The sequence below is a fragment of the Vibrio quintilis genome (genome assembly GCF_024529975.1).
Lineage (GTDB): Bacteria > Pseudomonadota > Gammaproteobacteria > Enterobacterales > Vibrionaceae > Vibrio > Vibrio quintilis.
This window is the reverse complement of sequence record NZ_AP024897.1, coordinates 2,344,336-2,361,839: the sequence shown is the minus strand read 5'-3', so window position 1 is coordinate 2,361,839 and position 17,504 is coordinate 2,344,336. Positions and strand designations below refer to the sequence as shown.

The following is a 17,504-nucleotide window of genomic DNA, read 5'->3' as shown; positions in this document are numbered from 1 at the left end:
ATTTCACTTTAATTGAAGCATGAATATGGCTTGATTCCAGGTGGTTTACCTTCCTTTGCTTTTCGATGACATGATTTTACATATACCCAGTCAACCTGAATCATGCATCTTCAGGGTGTTTGGGTATAAAAGTGAACACAAAAGGCTGATTTGTGTAAAATTAGTCTCATTGATCACAAAATTATGCTCTTAATTTTATATGTGTCAGGTTGTTTATTATTCTGGTTCTTTCACACGATGAGCTCATCAAATCTTACCAGCCTGCCGCCCGATTTGTTCCCCACAAACGGTGGGCCGGGCTGAAACCGGTAAGGTTCGCGATGTAAGTGAGGGACAGAAACTTATGGATGATCTGCACGAACAGCTTTCTGCTGATTTATGCTGGTATGTCATTTTAAACCGCACCAGTGATTCACAACCCCACCAGGCATTTTATGCCCATGGCGGAGAAGATGCCCGCGGCTTGTGGTTGGGTACACCCTATGAAAACTGGGATGAAGTGATGCCGCTGATGGCGTCGTTTGACGCACAGCATCCGTTTTTATCCTGGGTTCAGTCACAGGACAATGAAGACTGGGGCATGTTTGCCGGTACGGATCCGGACGTGTCACCTGAGGCAGTTTACCGCCATTTCCGCAGTTTGATTCAGGTGTGGATGCCATCGGGCAACCACGCCTTTTTTCGTTTTTACGATCCACGATTCAGCCTGAACGTTGCCCGTTTTTGTCGTGATGATCAGCGGGCAGCGCTGATGGGACCAGTGCAGTGCTGGCTGAGCAATTCAGGCCGGGTTGAAAACCCTGAACCACAGGCGGACGTACAGGAACAGGCCTTCCCGTGGTGGAAAGTACCACAACAGGTGACAGAAATCCTCAGTGAAGATAAGTCGATGCTCATCATTAACCTGTTGCAGGGGCTGAAAGATTACAGTCAGGCGCTTTATGACGCCTGTCCGGAGCCTGTGCTGCAGCAGAAGGTTCGTCGCTTCGTGAATACCTATCAGGGAGAAGATGATCACTGGCTGGCAGGCTGGATTGATTATATGACACAAGAACAAACAAGGCTGGGGCACGTATTATGGCAGAAATAACACAGAGCGACATGGAGCAGGAGCTGTATCAGCATATCGAAGCACAACTCAAAGCCTTTCCCGGGCTATTAAATGAGTACCGGAAGACATCGGATACATTGATTGGAAAACATCTGTTTTCGATGGATAAGCAATTGATCGCTAAGGGTAAGAAAGAGAACAAAGAAACCGTTGAGAAAGATGATGATGACTATCAGGTAAAAGTCACATGCCCGCAAAGTGGTGAAATTGAAATTGAAAGTGTCTATCAATCAATTTATCACGTGCCGCTGGGTGGTCTGGATGTCAAAGCGAAAGCGGGCTGGCTGGGGGAAGTGAAAACTGAAACCCTGGACAAAGAGGGTAAAGCGACCTTTAAAGGCTTAAAAGCAGGCGAAGTTTATACAGTTTATATCGATCAAAACCCGACTGAAGCCGATGTGAATGCGATGCTTGCCAATTATGATCAACTGGATACAGATTTACTGACCTGGCTGCGTGATCAGTGGGAAGCCTGCAAAGCAAAACGGTTATCCGATTCAGAGAAAAGTACCCTGGATAAAGTGATTTCTTTTTTCAAACAGGTACTGAAAGGGCTATGGGGCTCGATTAAAAGTATCTGGAGTAATATCACGGAAATCTATGATCTGATTTCTGATCCGAAAAAAGCATTGAAGGGGATGGCTGATGGCGGTGCTGCGATATTAAATGCCATCAAAAAAACGCCGGAAATGCTGGAACAGGGATTACTGTTTGCCTCGGATGAAGCCGCGTTATATCTGATTCTGAATGCCGTTGGTGTGTATCTCGCGATGTTGCCGCTGAAGTTTTCGGTGCCTGACTTAATCGATGATCTGGGAGAACTTGCCGGGAGTGTGATCGGTGATATTGTGATGGGAATTTTGGGCGGTATCGCACTGTCATTTGTTGCCACGCCGGCAGCAGGCGTGGCCTATACAGCCTATCGTGCAGCCAGAAGTGCCGGAAAGAAAATCAAGCGTATCGTGGATGCAATTATCGATGTCGTGAAAGATTTCTTCAAAATGATTAAAAAGTTACTGAAAAAGCTATGTGCCAGAATGAAAAAATTCGTCGGGGGTGTCAGCAATAGTACAAAAAAATCAATTGTAAACGGTAAAATTGAATACAAGGCAAGAAAAACAAAACATTCCAACGTTGAAACTTCACCGGATTACGATGTAAAAAACAAACCTTCAGAAATTAAAAATCAAAAGAAAGCAGCTTCAAAGGAAAAAACTGTCTGCGATAAAGACCCGGTTTCGATGGCCACCGGAGAAGAGTTATTAACCATCACCGACGGCCATCTGCCGGGGTTACTCCCTTTTGAATGGACCCGCTTATACCGCACCAGTGCCTGTGAAGATAATCATGGCCTTGGCTTTGGCTGGACGCATTCGCTGGCACATGCTCTGACGGTTGAAGGCGATGAGATCATCTGGAATGACGATGAAAGTAAGCTGACCCGTTTTCCCCGTCCGACCAGACAAAAGCCAGCGATTGTCAACCGGCTGGCTGAGGCCGGTGCGTTTCTCGCCGATAATGGTGAGATTGTGATTATCTCGGACTCCCGGTTCTATTATTTCCGTCTGAGTGGTGATTCGGGTCAGCTGAACCGGATTGAAGACCAATACGGTCATCAACTGCATATTGGTTATCTCGATTCGCGGCCGGTGCGGGTTTATACCGATACCAATCTGAAATTTGAGCTGGTGTATGAGCTGGGCTTGATCAAACAGGTCGATTTATATGTGTATTTGCGTGAGAAAGATGAGTGGCAGTTTGTTCAGACGCAGGTGACATATGATTATAACGACCAGGCTCAGCTGATTTCCGCGACCAATGCCAACGGAGAAACGGAGCGTTACACCTATGACGATCAACATGTGATTTTATCCCGCCAACTGGCGGGGGGCGCAACTTTCAGCTGGGAGTGGGAAAGGGAAGGAAAACATGTTCGTGCGATTCGCCAGTACAGCAATATCGAATCCATTGACACCCGCTATGAGTGGGATGATGAAAGCCATACCGTAACGCTGACCAATAGTAACGGCACGCAGCAGGTGTATCAGCACGATGACAACGCCCTGCTGATTAAAGAAGTCGATGCCAGTGGTGGTGAGTACCTGAAAGCTTATGATGATGATGGCAATCTGGTGGAAGAAACGGATGCTGTCGGCAATGTGACCCGTTACGAATATAACGCTCAGGGGGAAATGGAAGCTCAAATAGCCCCCAATGGGCTTGTTACTCAGTTTACTTATAACAGCCAGAGTGATGTGGTGCATATTGTTCAGGCAGAAGCTGAATGGCATTACAAACATGACAAGTGGGGTCATGTGACTGAACAAACGGATCCGCTGGGGCATGTGACCCGTTACCGGTATAACGAGCATGGCCTGATTGAGCAGATCAATGGCCCGGATGGCAGTGAACACCGGCTGATGTGGAATATGAATGGTCATCTGGTCAGTGAGGTGACACCGCAGGGCGAAGAGATCCGTTATCGTTATGATGTTCTGGGGCGACTGCGTTACCGGCAGGACAGCCGTGGTGTGACTGAGATGAATTATGATTCGGTCGGTCGCCTGGTGCGGCTGGTGATGCCGGGTGGCAAGGTCAGCCAGTATGAATATAACGCCTACGGTAAAGTGACCCGCCAGACAGATCCACTGGGGCGGGTCACAGAATATGAATATCAGTGGCCATTACATCTGGTCACCCGCAAAATCAATCCCGATGGGAGTAGTGTTCAGTATCAATACAATAACCGGTTCAATTTTGTCAGTGACATTATTAACGAGCGGGGAGAGCGTTATCAGATTGAGTATGCGCCAACAGGCCATGTGCAGCGGGAAGTCACGTTTGATGGCCGGACTTTCAGTTATGAATATGATGCGCACACACAATTAACCGCGAAAACGGAAACCGGTGCCGACGGCACTGAGCTCGCCACTCAGTATGCCTATGATTCGCTGGGCAACCTGACACATAAAATATTACCCGATGGCCGGGAAGTCAGCTATCAGTACGATCTGGCTGGCCGGCTGAAGCTGGTTGATGACGGCCGGTGGCCGCTGGCTTTTGATTACGACCTGATGGGGCAGATCACTGAAGAGCATCAGGGCTGGGCCAGCTTTGGATATCGCTATGATGCAGCCGGACAGCTGAGCAAAATGATTCTGCCTGACGGGCAGATCGTTGAACATCAGTTCCAACATGGGCAGGTGCAACAGGTGAGCCTCAATGGTGAATGTCTGACACAGCACCAATACCAGCCGGATGGGCTGGAAGTCAGCCGCCGGCAGGGCGCACTGACCAGCCGTTATCTTTACGATGAATCGGGTCGCTTGCTGGAACACCGGGCGCATCAGGCCTCACAACAACGCCTGTTCCGCCGTTATCAGTACAGTCAGTCCGGCAGCCTGAGCCGGGTGGAAGATGCGCAACGCGGGATTCAGGAATATCAGTATGACCCGCTGGAGCGCCTGACCTCCGTCCGGGGTGTGCTGGATGAAACCTTTACTCATGATCCGGCAGGTAATCTGTTGTCAGACAGGCAGGCGAATGTCGAAGGTAATCAACTGCTGTTTCAGGGCGACCGGCATTTCAGCTACGATGAGTTTGGTAACCTGACGCAGGAAGCCAGAGGGAAAGAAGGCCGCCTGGTCAGTGGGTATCAATATGACTGTGAGCATCGTTTAACCCAGGTCACCCGGCCGGATGGCACGCAAGCCAGTTACACTTATGATGCCTTCGGCCGCCGGGTGAAAAAGCAGGTGACGTCACCACAGGGCGACACCAGCGTCACCGAATTTTTATGGCAGGGCGACAAACTGCTGAGTGAAATCAGTGATAATGATTACCGGACGTATCTGTATGAGTATGAAACGTTTCGTCCGCTGGCCGTTGTGTGTGGTGAAGGTCCGCAGGCAGCACAGGCGTATTTCTATCATCTGGATCAAATCGGCACGCCACTGGAAATGACCGATAGTGGCGGAGAAGTCGTGTGGTCGGTGGATTATCATGCTTATGGCAATGTTGCCCGCCAGCGGGTTGCGCAAATCAGCAGCCCGCTACGCTTTCAGGGGCAATATTACGATGAAGAAACGGGTTTACATTATAATCGTCATCGCTACTATAGCCCGGATACCGGGCGCTTTATTACCCCGGACCCGATTCGCCTGGCTGGCGGGCTGAATAACTATCAGTATGTGGTGAACCCGACCGGGTGGGTGGATCCGCTGGGGTTGGTACAGGGGACAGGTAATTGTTCTGATAATAAAAAACAATTAGTCACGGGGGAGTTAGAGGTTGATGAATATGGTGAATTGTCTCCTGGTGTTGTAGGTGATAACTTAACTCCTCACCATATGCCATCAAATAAGTATGTAAGAGAGAAGCTTGGTGGTAAAACAGAGGAAGGTATCTCGATGATGATGGAGCAGATCTCTCCCGGGAAAGGTGGACGTCATAGAAAGACAAGAACATATGGCGGCAAGGGTAGAAAATCAGAACTAATGAAAGAAACTCCACGCAATGCTCTTGCTCGTGATATCTTTGATGTTCGTTCTATTTATCTAGAGGATAAGTTATATGGTGAAAAAGTTAGAAATTCATTGAAATTAGTTATTGCAAAAAACAAGAAAAAATGGCCGGGAGTGTTTGATAAAAAAAAAGCAGGGAGTGATTGATAAAAATGAATTATGAGGAAAAGTCCCAGAAGCTTCGGAATTATCTGTATGCTGAAGATACGGATGATTTTGAAATGTTGCTTCAACAAATATATCAAGATAAGACTTCGGATGCAGTGACATGTTTAATTCGTTCTCTGGAAGAGAAAAGTGACTTTTTGGATGAAATGTATCTGATACTTCATACTGCAGAATCGTATCCAATGAAAACTTATCTCCATGGTCTACTGATGACATTATTCGAACCGGTAGCTAACAGATACTGGCTTGAAGTTTTATTCCTGCGAGTGATAAATAACTCTCAATATTTTTCAGAGTTAAATAATATGCTTGTCTCGGTTCAAACTGAACAATTGATAAATCTTAAGAATATTTTGGAAGATATGAGTATAAAGAATGAAGATCTTCAAACTAAGTCGATAGTGTTAAGTAATTCAATTGATGAATTGATTAATAATAAGGGGTGAAATAAACGAAGCTATTGTCAGTTTTTATACTTTTGTTATTAAAATTTGTTCACTTAAGATCAGGCTTTTAATCGAGATAACATCAGGTTCCTGTTTCGTTCGGGAGGGAGACTGTTCATATCCGGTGCTTTACGCATTACGGCAATGCAGGGGCGGCTGAGGGTTTCGGCCAGCTGCGGCAGGTCGATCAGGTTAAATCCACCGACCGCGATGCCATCGGTCAGCGCTTCAGCATGGTGGCGATCACTTCAGTCGCGTTGCTGCCGTCTTTTTCGGTTTCGCCCCACAACATGCCTTCAAAACGGGTATCTGAGCAGATAATCCCGGACAGGTTGACCTGTGAACCGCGCTGGCGCTGAAAGGGCGCATCATCAAAACCGGCCACCCTGATCTTTTTGCGCAGCCGGATAATTTCTTCAAGTGTTCTCATGGTCAGCCTTTGATGGATTTGTTGTGATTGCCAGACCAGCGTCAGGCAGAAACAGATGCGAAGAGATGAAAATAATAACCCGGCTCAGGATAATCTGCCGGGTTATTGCCAAATTCTCTCAGAATTACCGGTTCAGCACCGTATCAATATCGGCAGCGCTGTGGCGCTCTTCCACTGAGACATCGCCCATGGTGCGGTTGATGATTTTTCCGCGTTGCACTGCGGGACGTTCAGCCATCATCTGAGCCCAGCGTTGCAGGTGTTGATAGCTTTTCACATCCAGAAATTCTCCGGCATCGGTATAAGAATTATCCAGCGCCAGACTCCCGTACCAAGGCCAGATGGCAATATCCGCAATACTGAGTGCTTCACCGGCGATGAAGGTATGTTTCGCCAGCTGTTTATCCAGTACATCCAGCTGGCGTTTAGCTTCCATTGCAAACCGGTTAATCGGATATTCAAATTTCTCCGGTGCGTAAGCAAAGAAGTGGCCAAAACCGCCGCCAAGGTAAGGCGCTGAGCCTTGCAGCCAGAACAGCCAGTTCATCACTTCTGTGCGGGCTGCTGTCTCTTCGGGCAAAAAGTGACCGAATTTTTCAGCCAGATAAAACAGGATATTACCGGATTCAAAGACATTGACCGGAGTTTCGCCGGAGCGATCAACCAGCGCCGGAATCTTTGAGTTAGGGTTGACCGAAACAAAGCCGGAGCCAAACTGATCACCTTCACCAATTTTGATCAAAAATGCATCGTATTCGGCTTCTGTGACACCCAGAGCCAGTAACTCTTCCAGCATAATCGTGACTTTCTGGCCATTGGGGGTGCCCATGGAATACAGCTGAAGCGGGTGTTGACCAACGGGCAGTACCTGTTCATGTCTGGCACCGGAGTCGGGGCGGTTGATACTGGCCCACTGACCGCCATTTTCTTCATTCATTGTCCAGACTTTGGGTGGGATATATTCGTTTGTCATGCTGAATCCTTCATTAATTTTTGTTGGCAGATTACGGGTTGAGCTTTCCGTACACTCAGGTCGTTTGGCTATAGATATTAGGGCAAAATTTACAAATAAAATCCCTGACCGGCCATTTATTTAGAACGATCGGTTATATTGAATTTCGATACAGGTCAGGTGATTGACGGAATGAAGCTGGCAACCCCTTTTCCGCCAGGGAAAGGGGTTGGTGAAGGCGTTATGATTTTGTGCCTCTTGTGGATGGCGTTTTTTTAGCCGCTGGTTTTCTTCTCGCCGGTGCTTTTTTAGCCGCAGGCGCTGCTTTGACAGGCTGTTCCGCTTTAGCTATAGGCGCTGCTTTGACAGGCTGTTCCGCTTTAGCTATAGGCTCGGCTTTGACAGGTTGTTCCGCTTTAGCTATAGGCTCGGCTTTGACAGGTTGTTCCGCTTTAGCCGCAGGCGCTGCTTTGACAGGTTGTTCCGCTTTAGCCGCAGGCGCTGCTTTGACAGGTTGTTCCGCTTTAGCCGCAGGCGCTGCTTTGACAGGTTGTTCCGCTTTAGCCGCAGGCTCAGCTTTGACAGGCTGTTCCGCTTTAGCTACAGGCCCGGCTTTGACAGGTTGCTCTGCTTTAGCTGCAGGCGCTGCTTTAGCCGCAGGCGCATTTTTCACGGGTTGCGTTTTTTTAGCCGCGGGTGTTTTTGCCGCCGGAAAAATACTTTTCAGGTGTTGGTGGTTTGGTAATAACCGGTCTAATGACAGCGGGCTGCCTGAACGTAATGCATGCTCAGCACCAGTTACCATTTCAAATTCGACCAGGTGACGGGAATTTTTCTCCCCCAGTGCATCGAATTCGCCCAGAAACTGAAAAATGTGTTTAAACTTCTGCGGGAAATTCAGCACTGTTGCGACACTGACAACATTCAGCTTTTCGAACAGGGCGTGCGAATCGTATTTTTGCGCAATGAATTCCAGAGCCCGGTCAATCACTAAACTGCCTTTGCTGTGTCCGAGAATGAACTGGATTTCTGAAGCTGGTTCTTCCAGCAATTCAATCGCAGTCCGGACATCTTTAGTGGTCGCTTCAAGCAATTCAAGCGGGACTTCAAAAGGGTTGAAGTACCAGGGAAACGGGGTGAATTTTGACAGGGTATTCATATTGTCGTTGATTAACCGCAAATATTGCTGGCTCATATCCCATGTGCGGTTAAAGAACCAGCCTTCGAGGGCTTCGTCAGTCAGATCTTTTGTGCCGTGGCCGGAGACAATCCCGGCGACATCCAGATTATAGACATTGGCGACACTCCGGGCTAATGCAGCGGTTCCAAGCAAAGAACTGCCAACCCCTGCGACAACAACGGCTTTAATCTGTTTCTTCTCTGAAGAAAACAGTTCTGCGGCATTTTTAAACCGGTGAATTGTTGTACCAGTTTTCTTCTCCTTATTAGGAGAGAGAACAATAATTTCGCCTTCCCTGAAATTTGTTCCGATATCCAGACAAAACGTTGTTTCTTCTTCAGTAAGTAACTCAACATCGTAATATTTACGATCATAATGAGTGGCGTCTTTATTGATGATAAGCGTTTGTTTTTTTTCAGTTACAGCCGGGCTGTTCATGGTGATAATCCTTTTTATCTTTATTCAATTGGTTTTATTGCAATACCATAAATATTAGTTTGTTTTTTCGCGAAGAGAGAAATTTTGATGGGATATTTCATGCGCAGGGGTTTCAGAGTGGAAATATGCAGAGTTGTGGCTGTCGGGGCATGATGACCGGTGCTTTTATCGCTCTTGTCAACCTGTCTGAATGACCCTTGTATTGATTTGGAAGTCAATCAATGAAACGATGAAAATATTGGAGCGCTTCTTTCCCGGCGATACGGATATCTGTCATAGATGAAGTGGTGAAAATTGTCTGACAGGTGGCTTGGGTATATACAGCAGAAAAAACGGCTTAAAAACCCGGCTGAATATCAGCCGGGCAGAGACAGAATTATTCCAGTATATTTTCGATAGGCTTGCCGGTTAAAGAATCAACCCGGTCCAGAGATGGGCCAGCGTATTCATCACGCAGTAACTGAATGACACTTTCTCCATACAGTTCAAACCACCAGTCACCCATTTTTTTCAGCTTACTGATATTGCCGGCTGAACAATCATCCATGGCATCATCCGGTGGATTGGGCAGGCCGGGCTGTTGTCTCATTTCAGCATTGACCCGAATGTAGCTGCCGGGCTTGAGGATATTCATTGCCTGATAGCTGACGGCCATTCCGTTGGTCACAATGTCGAGGAAGTTCCCCTGTGTAAACCATTCTGCAGCGCCCCATTTCCGGGATTCAATCCCGGTAATTTTACGGGTACAGCAGCCGGTGCCAATGGAGATGACTTTAAAATCATCCAGCGCGGTGCCGCGCCATTCTTTTCTGGCCTCAGCAATGGCGTACATGGTTGGGTTATCGGCAATCACACAGCCGTCAATCATCCAGTCTTCACCCAGTTCCACACTGGGATATAAGGTTGGTGCAGCACCGGATGCATCAGCGACTGCGCTGGCCAGAAGTTCCCGGTCTGCTTCCCGGGTAGAACAGATCATTCTTGGTCTTCGGTTTGTCACGTCGAAAGCAACAGCCAGCACATGCTTACCGTCTGGTACTGCGCTTAGTTTTATATCGCCGAAACTTGCCTGCATTGCCAGAGTTTTGCTGTCTCCGCTATATTTGGGGGCATATAATCCGGGAACCTGAGAAACCCTTGAATTATCTGAAAAGATTGGCTTTACATTATCGGCTGTATATAGCTTGTTGAGTTCAGTGATATCCATTTCAGAAGTTGCCAGTGCCAGCGTAATGACACTGCCGGTGCTGGTTCCTGCATAAAAATCGACACAATCTCTCAGGGATATACCGTGTTTATCCTGTAATTGCTTCTCAAGGCGGGACAGAAACTGAGTCACAGCTGCGCCTCTGATACCACCACCATCAACAGATAAGATGGTTTTTGACATATTTTACTCCTTAGGAGGTGTGGATGTTTAGGTCTCCGGGGAAGAGACCCGATAAGGCTGAACTGAGCCGGAATGATATCCTTTTAGTTCAGTCGCATATAATATGCGTTAAGTATATTATCATATTATTGCATTTATTGCGCATAGTTATATACCCAAGCAACCTGCATCTTCAGGTTGTTTGGGTATATTCATGCATCTTCAGGTTGCCTGGGTATATCGACAATTTTATTTACGTTTGTTTTGATTGAACTGCCGGGGAAAAAGAAGCCCGGCATATAGCCGGGCGATCTGACACTGGTATCAGGTTAACAGACCCTGATTATTCAGGCTGATGTTTCATCGGTGTGCCGGTTGCCGGGTTAATCCGGTCAAGGGAAGGGCCGGAGTAGGTATCTCGCAGTAACTGAACGACACTTTCTCCGTACTGTTCGAACCACCAGTCACCCATTTTTTTCAGTTTGCTGATATTGCTGGCTGAAACATCATCCATGGCATCATCAGGTGGGTTGGGTAAGCCTGGTTGTTGTCTCATTTCCGCGTTGACCCGGATATAACTACCGGGTTTCATGATAGTGATAGCCTGATAGGCAACGACCATTTCATCTGTGAGGATGTCGAGAATATGACCTTCAGTAAACCATTGTATCGCCCCCCATTTTTGAGATGAGGGGCCGTTGACTTTTCTTGTACAGTAGCCGGTTCCAATGGACAATACTCTGAAGTCATTCATGGCGGTGCCGTGCCAGACTTTTCTTGATTCCGCAATCGCACACATGGTTGGATTATTTGCAATGACACCGCCATCAATCAGCCAGTGATCTTGCTCTGCAATTTCCAGCTCTTTGGTTGGGAAGTAAGTCGGTGCCGCGCTGGATGCATCTGCAACGGCGCTGGCAAAGAGTTCCCGGTCAACCGCTTTAGTGGATTTGATAATTTGAGGCTGACGCTGGGAGATGCCGTAAGTCACCGCCAGCACATGTTTATCCTGTGGAACGTTGTTGATTCTGGCAGAACCAAAATTGGTCTGTAAAACTTTGGTTTTTCCTCCTGCTTCATATTTAGGGGTTTCCAGCCCCAGGCTGCCTATGCCCGGAAAGACTTTATTTTCCGTAAATATTTCTTTGGCGGTATCAGGGTTATACAAGTCATTGATTTGCGCGATGGTTAAATCTGTTGTCGCCAGTGCCAGGGCAATAATACTGCCGGTGCTGGTCCCGGCATAAAAGTCGACACAATCACGTACTGACAGCTTGTGCTCTTTTTGCAGTTGGTTCTCAACATGTGTGAGAAACTGAGTCACAGCAGCGCCTCTGATACCGCCGCCATCAACCGATAAGATCATTTTTGCCATAATTTGCTCCTTAGGGCGTGTGTCCTGAAGCTTGTTCAGCAAAGTTTCAGGCAGCCCCGGCCATTGGATTGACGTTATTTCAGTCTCCGGGGGAAGAGAGCTTTTTCAACGAATTGAATTGTGCATGGGTATAATAGAAATGGATTGCTTTATATGCGTATGGTTGTTATTGGTGTTTTTCTCATTTTGTGTGACAGTGTGATTGTTCGCAGCTTTTTGATGAAAAGCATGGTTCAGGGCAGGTAAAACCTTGTAGGAGTGCACATCAGGAAATTGCTATACATGATAATGTGTATCATTTGTTTCGGATGTTGTGTTCAGGGAGGAAAAATGTACAGACCCCGGAAAATCAATGGCCTTGAAGAGTGGCTTGATCCTGATGGTATTAAAATTTATACCATTTCTGTCGATCCGCAACCGGTTGTATTTCAGCCATTTATACAGCGTTTGACTGTAGTGAAACAATCACTTGATCAGGACTGGGAACATACCGCCGCATTTGTCATTTTTCATCGTGGCGCCGGCAAAAATTATCTGGTGCTGGCCTGGTGGGGCAACGACAATGAGCTGTTTACTTCGGTGTCAGCTGAACAGCATGGAGAATGGACGATTGATCCAATGCACGACTCTTTTTGTCTTTATGACATGGAAGTGATGTGGCGGGAACGTAATCTGTACATCGATACCATCGATTGTGCTGAACCTTCTCTGGACGCGTACCGCAGGGCAAGATAAACGCAATGAATAAAGAGACGCTTGGCGAGCGATTATTTTAATGATGGAATACATAGTAATCCGGTATTTAAACAGATTAAAAAATATTTATAAATATAATAATTAAGATATATAAACTTGATCGATAATTGACAGGTTTATTGTTCTGTAATGAATTTCCGGATTGTTTTTATGTGAGTTATTTTCTGAGGCGAAATAATTAACCTGTTGCCTTTCTCCGCTGTTTTCTGATCTTCAGCTTGTTCATTAAAAATAAACAGAATGGTGTAACGCATTCATATAATGTCTTTTTTGCGTGTTATACCCAAGCAACCTGAAGATGCATGATTCAGCGTGCAGCCGAAAGGTGCAGTTCAAGGAAAGGGAATGCAGGAATGTACCCACCTTTCAAATTCTCTTGACGCAGAAATGTGCCTTTCAGCTCACGCCCTGCGGGTGAGTTTGTCAGGCTCTGATACGGCGTGACTGATTTTCAACGTAGAATGACTCTATCTTCAAATCAGTGCCTTGTCTCAGAGCCTGACAAATCTCACTGAACCCTGCATCTTCAGGTTGTTTGGGTATATATCGTCAGTTTTACCAGGGTGTTACATAATTTTGTTACATTGCTTCCATGATTGTTGATTATAAAATTATTAATTTTTATTGAGTCAGTAATTTATATTGTAATTTTTTTGAATATAAGTAATTTAAATGACCCCGGTAATATGTTGATATTCCGGAGTAAAATGCGTGTATGAAAATTTAAATAAAATAACGAATAACAGTTAAGTAAATAGCGGAAGTCCGGTCATGTTTTCAACCTTAAAAAATAAAGTGCTCCTTTCTACTCTGTGCCTGATACTAACAATCTCAGGAATCCTGACCTGGAATGGATATCATCAGTTTAAAGCATTTAACCATGCAGCCTCAGTTCATAGTCAGCAGGTTGAATCAGCCTTAATTGCTTCGTCGCTGCAGGAAAAGATTCAGAGCTACTTTGCGGCATTACATACCTTTGTGGCGGAAGTGAATGAGGATCACCAGTTCCGGGATACAGCAGCGGTGACCCGGGCACTGAGTGCATTAAAGGCGACAGACCACCATATTCAGGCCGCTTTTGTTGCCCTGAAAGACGGACGTTCATTCGAAAATGGTCGTTTTTATCCCGGTTTTAACGCGAAGCAGCAGCAAAAAGAGTGGTATACACGCGCTTTTTCCGGTGAGAAAAACATCATTACCAAAGCTTATTTTGGTGAAGGTGAAAAGGAAGATGTGTTTGCGCTGGCAACACCGGTGTTTCAGAACGGTCAGCCGGTTGCTGTGGTGGCGATTACGCTGAAAGTCTCGATGTTCAGTGATTTTATCACCGGCCTGACCCCCAATAATCAGGTGTTTGTTTTTGATCAGTCCGGCTATATTTTATCTGCGCCTGACAATGGACTGATTGGCAGGAATATCCGCGAGGTCCGGCCGGATTATAGTCGGTTCAGCGCAGCAGATACGTTGATTTCTTATCCGGTCGGCGGGCGTGAAGCTCAGGCGGTAAAAAGTCAGTTGTCCGGTCAGCCGTGGTCGGTTGTGACTTTTGAATGGGCTGATGAAATTACCCGGCCCAGTTCTGATATGCTACATGCATCGCTCCTGATCCTGCTGGTGACTGTGATTCTGGCTCTGATTCTGGCTTATTATGGCGTGAATGTGTTGATTTATATGCCTGTGGGTGGTGAGCCCAAACGTATTTCTGCCATGATTTCCCGGCTGGCGGAAGGTGATTTAACCCATGTGCCGGAATCTGACAGTCATGAAGCCAGCATTTATTCCTCAATCATCCGGTTTCACCGTCAGGTGAGCAGTATTATCAGAGAAAACAGAGAGATCTCCGAAAGTGTGTCTGTGGCTTCCGGCCGTTTGGCGGATGTGATGAATCAGGCTGCGGTTACAGCAGAAGAGGAGCTGAGAGAAATTGAATCTGTGTCAACTGCCGTGAGTGAATTATCCAGCACTTCCCGTGAAGTCAGCGCAAATGCAACGATGGCGGAAGAGCGGGCACAGACGGCTATCGGCAGTGTTCAGGAAGGGCATCAGGGATTGGATAGTGCTATTCGTTTGACCGAAATGATTGACCATTCGGTGACGGAAACCGCATCAATGATCGAGCAGCTCAGAAGTGATGCGATGAATATTGGTCAGGTCACCGGGGTGATTAGTGATATTTCTGAGCAAACCAATCTGCTGGCACTGAACGCAGCAATTGAAGCGGCCCGGGCTGGTGAAACGGGGCGGGGATTTGCTGTGGTTGCCGATGAAGTCCGGGTGCTGGCCGGTAAAACCCACAGTTCGACCCAGACCATTCAGGAGATCATTGATCAATTGCAGGTGCAGTCAGAGAAGGTGAGTAACAATATGACTGAGAATGTCAAAGTCATTCAGCAGTCGGTTGAACTCTCGGCACAGATCAAAGCCTCATTTGATGCGATTGTCGGGTCGGTTCAGGATATTTCAGAGGTCAATACACTGGTTGCGAGTGCATCCAACGAGCAGTTTAGCGTGACGTCGGATGTCGCTGAAAATGCCACCCGCACATTTGATCTGGTCAGCCAGAATGTCGGTGCCGTCGGCAAAACGCTGGAAGCAGCACAGCATCTGGCTGCGTTGGCAGAAAGACAAAAATCTTCCCTGGCTTTCTTCCGGCTTGATGACTGAATATCAGATAAAAATACAGCCTCCGGGGGAGGCTGTATGGTTATTTAAAACAAGGTTATTTAAAACATGGTCGCTTAAAACGGTGAAGGTGAAACCGTTTTTCAGCGGTTGAACCTTAGTAAGTAAAAGTATCACTCCACTGGTCGGTACCCGGACCCGGCATAAAGATCTGACCGGCACTGGGTGAGAAACCATAAAAACGTGCGATTGCAGTTGTTCCGGAAGTGTAACGGTTGACCGGATCCACATAGGTGTAAGTCACTGTACCATCATCATTACGCACGGAAGTTAATGCACTGGCCACCAGGAAGTTACCTTCACTTTTGCTGTGGCGGGCAAACAGACGCACTTCACTCATTGCCTGCGGGAATGTGACCTGATAAACCACTTGTCCCTGCGCATTTTTGGAAATGCTGGTTGTTTGTGTCTGATTGCTGGTGCTGCTGCCGGAAGATGCTGAATCATCAGTCTGGCTGCTGCCGCTGTTACTGTCGGTTGTTGATGACCCGGCAGTATCGGTATTAAAGCTGTGTGCCGGAACATTCACTGACGTACCATCTGAGAAGTGAACCGTTTCTGGTGTATCCGTAAAGTTATAGGCCAGATAGGTTTTCACCCCATTGTTATCGAATGCCACTGCAGCAGGATTATCCGCAGTTAAGTCGCCGGTTCCTGATGCCAGATGACCCAGTTTTTTGAAAGTGTGAATCCAATGATAAGTGTGCGCTTTGGTTTCACCGCTTTCAGGCGTGTAGTTCATGTTCATCGAGTTGAAATCATCAACGGCTGCATCACCATCTGTCATGGACAGAATGTTCCACCAGACATCACGCCATTCGTCGTTACCCAAACCGGATGGTTTGCCATTTGAAGACTGACTCAGACCCAGTTTGACATAGTCAGCAAGGTAATCTGCGTATTCTCCGACGTGGAAGACCAGCGGGCTGAGTGGCAGACCCTGAATCCCCAGAATGTGTGCATACTTGTTGCTGAACCAGGTCGAGAACACTGAGCCGTTACCCCAGATGATCGAAGTGGTCATCTTGTTGTAGTCACTCAGGAAGTTATCGCGATCACCGGTATAACCACGGAAGCGGTCAATATTATTCCAGTATTCCCAGTAACTGCTGGTGGTTGAAGCATGCAGATACATACCACGGTCAACCAGATCCTGTTGATTTGTTGCCAGACCGTAAAGCACAATCGCACCATAAGCGTTTGCTGCTTCTGAGGTTGATTCGTTGTTGTTGCCCAGTGCGAAGTTCGCATGACCGGAAGCCCATGAGAAGCCATTCGCCGGGTCAAAGTTACGTGCATAAGGGAACATTGGATCGTTACGGCCTGCCGCATAATCACGGATGACCATTTCGATCATTGGTCCCCACTCTGATTTGCTACACCAGTTTGCATCAACCCGACAGACTTCAGCCGCCGCCCGGACAAAATAGCCGTAGTGGAAGTGGTGATCATTCAGCTGCTGATGTGCTCCGAATGATTCATCCAGACCCAGTAAAGTATTCCAGGTTTTGTCATAGTAAAAGTATTTGTTGATATCCAGAGATCCACTGGTATCGGCGCGGAACCAGTCTTCCAGTTCACCTTTCAGGAAGGCGATCAAACGATCCGCTCTTTGCGTCAGGCCTTCATTACGGGCAATCGCCGCCAGTTCAGCGACTTTACCGTAGTTTTTACCTGACCAGTAAGTATCTGTGGCGGTATTCCAGGCGTCTTTTCCTTTGTTCAGGAATTCATCAATCAGGTTTGTCAGCGTTGTTTTATCATAATCGCCGATGCCGGAAGGCATTGAAGGCAATACACCAACAAACGGAATGGTATAAGTAAAGTCGCTGGTTTTAGCAAACTTCACCATACCGCGCGCACTGCGGATTTTGTAATCGCTGACTTGCTGGGAAGAGTTCTTCCAGTTCATCGGCAGCATACCCGCATAAGTCGTCACAGGCTGGCCTTGCGCATTCAGATAATGGTGTGTGATCGAAACCATATTGGTGTCGTGATTCACACTATAATCAATGTTGACTTTACTGACCCGGTTATGTGCCATGTTGGCAAAGTCAGCAATCATTGTATCTGA

At 47.1% G+C, this 17,504-nt stretch carries 10 protein-coding genes and 1 pseudogene; 5 read left to right on the top strand and 6 right to left on the bottom strand.

Going from position 1 to position 17,504, the window contains the following annotated elements; genetic code table 11:
* The first annotated feature begins 343 nt into the window (after positions 1-343).
* The 3 genes from OC443_RS10930 to OC443_RS10920 are packed head-to-tail and all read left to right on the top strand — an operon-like array spanning position 344 to position 6,248.
* The gene (locus OC443_RS10930) at positions 344-1,090 is read left to right on the top strand and encodes a DUF4123 domain-containing protein (RefSeq protein ID WP_073580987.1); all 747 of its coding nucleotides are present in this window, start codon (positions 344-346) and stop codon (positions 1,088-1,090) included.
* Positions 1,078-5,781, top strand: coding sequence for an RHS repeat-associated core domain-containing protein (locus tag OC443_RS10925; RefSeq protein ID WP_073580988.1), 4,704 nt, complete (start codon positions 1,078-1,080; stop codon positions 5,779-5,781). The genes OC443_RS10930 and OC443_RS10925 overlap by 13 nt, the downstream gene beginning before the upstream one ends.
* A 5-nt stretch (positions 5,782-5,786) precedes the next feature.
* Positions 5,787-6,248 carry an Imm30 family immunity protein gene (locus tag OC443_RS10920; protein ID WP_073580990.1) on the top strand — a complete coding sequence of 154 codons (462 nt, stop codon included), beginning with the start codon at positions 5,787-5,789 and terminating at the stop codon, positions 6,246-6,248.
* Positions 6,249-6,307: 59 nt separating this feature from the next.
* On the opposite strand, the pseudogene OC443_RS26400 reads toward OC443_RS10920, so the two are convergent.
* From OC443_RS26400 to OC443_RS10895, 5 genes and pseudogenes are all read right to left on the bottom strand, one after another.
* Positions 6,308-6,678 (bottom strand): annotated as a pseudogene (locus tag OC443_RS26400) (endonuclease dU).
* 124 nt (positions 6,679-6,802) lie between these two features.
* Positions 6,803-7,651 carry a glutathione-dependent disulfide-bond oxidoreductase gene (gene yghU, locus OC443_RS10910; RefSeq protein WP_073580994.1) on the bottom strand — a complete coding sequence of 283 codons (849 nt, stop codon included), beginning with the start codon at positions 7,649-7,651 and terminating at the stop codon, positions 6,803-6,805.
* A gap of 220 nt (positions 7,652-7,871) precedes the next feature.
* Positions 7,872-9,248: a hypothetical protein gene (locus OC443_RS10905; protein WP_073580996.1), complete on the bottom strand. Its 1,377-nt coding sequence runs from the start codon at positions 9,246-9,248 to the stop codon at positions 7,872-7,874.
* Between the two features lie 376 nt (positions 9,249-9,624).
* Positions 9,625-10,638, bottom strand: a complete 1,014-nt coding sequence (locus tag OC443_RS10900) for a patatin-like phospholipase family protein (protein WP_073581000.1) — start codon at positions 10,636-10,638, stop codon at positions 9,625-9,627.
* A 322-nt stretch (positions 10,639-10,960) separates the two neighbouring features.
* Positions 10,961-11,992, bottom strand: a complete 1,032-nt coding sequence (locus OC443_RS10895; RefSeq protein WP_073581002.1) for a patatin-like phospholipase family protein — start codon at positions 11,990-11,992, stop codon at positions 10,961-10,963.
* 330 nt (positions 11,993-12,322) lie between these two features.
* Between OC443_RS10895 and OC443_RS10890 the strand changes: the two genes are divergently transcribed.
* Both OC443_RS10890 and OC443_RS10885 read left to right on the top strand, forming a co-directional pair.
* A complete protein-coding gene (locus OC443_RS10890) occupies positions 12,323-12,727 on the top strand; it encodes a hypothetical protein (RefSeq protein WP_073581004.1) in 405 nt (134 codons plus the stop codon).
* A gap of 792 nt (positions 12,728-13,519) precedes the next feature.
* Entirely contained in the window at positions 13,520-15,412 is a 1,893-nt protein-coding gene (locus OC443_RS10885; RefSeq protein WP_073581006.1) for a methyl-accepting chemotaxis protein, read from the top strand.
* 115 nt (positions 15,413-15,527) lie between these two features.
* Here OC443_RS10885 and OC443_RS10880 read toward each other — a convergent pair whose 3' ends face one another.
* Positions 15,528-17,495 carry a glycosyl hydrolase gene (locus OC443_RS10880; RefSeq protein ID WP_073581008.1) on the bottom strand — a complete coding sequence of 656 codons (1,968 nt, stop codon included), beginning with the start codon at positions 17,493-17,495 and terminating at the stop codon, positions 15,528-15,530.
* Positions 17,496-17,504: the final 9 nt, after the last annotated feature.